This is a genomic window from Bacillus sp. MYb56, assembly GCF_002976445.1.
Classification (GTDB): Bacteria; Bacillota; Bacilli; order Bacillales; family Bacillaceae_G; genus Bacillus_A; species Bacillus_A mycoides.
Map to the genome: position 1 here is coordinate 1 of NZ_PCOH01000127.1, position 1,220 is coordinate 1,220.

A 1,220-nucleotide genomic window follows, 5' to 3' on the forward strand; every position below is an offset into this window, starting at 1 on the left:
TGATATGATCCCCTTATAGTAGACAGGAAAAAGAAAGCACATTAACCTGTTTACTATGGAGGGGATTTTTTTATGGGAAAAATTAGAGTCACTTACGATGTAGAATTTAAGAAAAAAGCTATAGATTTATACTTAAAAGAAGGCATGAGCTATAAAACCATTGCGAAAGAATTAGGTATTCATCACTCGGTTGTAAGTCGTTGGGTGAAACACTTTGAAGCTGAAGGAATCAAAGGACTAGAAGAAAAACGCGGGAAAGCGAAAGGACCAGGTTTAGGTAGACCAAGAGTTAGACCCGAAGATCCTGAAGCTAAGATCCGACGATTAGAAGCGGAAAATGAAATATTAAAAAAGCTCTTAGGGATGTAAAAGGAGGAATGAAAGTCGTATCCAAAACGAAACAATTCGAAGTCATCCATGAAATGACAAAAACAGGTTATACAGTGACCATTCTATGCGATATTGCTGGTGTAACCAGAAGTGGGTACTACAACTGGATAAAACGGCATACGACGCCTTCAAAAAAACAATCAGAGGATATCGAAATTAAGAAAAAGATATTGGCGTGTCATAAAAAATCAAGAGGAATTTATGGATATAGAAGAATACAAGTGTGGCTGAAAGCCACATATAACCTTCATTTGAATCATAAGCGCATCCAAAGATTGATGAGTGAACTAGGTATCAAAGCCGTAATTAGGAAAAAACGACCTTATTACGGAAAAAAAGAAGCTTATGTGATTTCAGAGAACCATCTAAATAGGGAGTTTCAAGCTTCAAAACCGAATGAGAAATGGGTAACCGATATTACCTATTTGATTTTCAATGGACAGCGCTTGTACTTATCCGCTATTAAGGATTTATACAATAATGAAATTGTTGCCTATGAAACTAGTCGTAGAAACGACTTAAAACTTGTGTTAGATACACTGAAAAAGGCAAAGAAAAAACGAAATGTGAAGGGAATCCTCTTACATAGTGATCAAGGGTCCCAGTATACATCTCGTCAATATAATCAATTACTTAAAAAATATCAGATGAAGGCAAGTATGTCTCGAAGAGGCAACTGTTGGGATAATGCTTGTATGGAAAACTTCTTCAGTCACTTTAAGGCAGAGTGTTTTCATTTACACTCCTTCCATAAAGCGAATGAGGTCAAACTTGCCGTGCGTAAATATATGCACTTTTATAACCATCAAAGATTTCAAAAGAAATTAAAT

The 1,220-nt window shown here is 35.7% G+C and carries 2 protein-coding genes; both read left to right on the forward strand.

Features of this window, described 5'->3' with window-relative positions; genetic code table 11:
• The first annotated feature begins 72 nt into the window (after positions 1 to 72).
• A complete protein-coding gene (locus CQ058_RS31340; RefSeq protein ID WP_002192075.1) occupies positions 73 to 369 on the forward strand; it encodes a transposase in 297 nt (98 codons plus the stop codon).
• 8 nt (positions 370 to 377) lie between these two features.
• The coding region (locus CQ058_RS31345; RefSeq protein WP_105590278.1) for an IS3 family transposase at positions 378 to 1,220 on the forward strand (843 nt) is incomplete at its 3' end.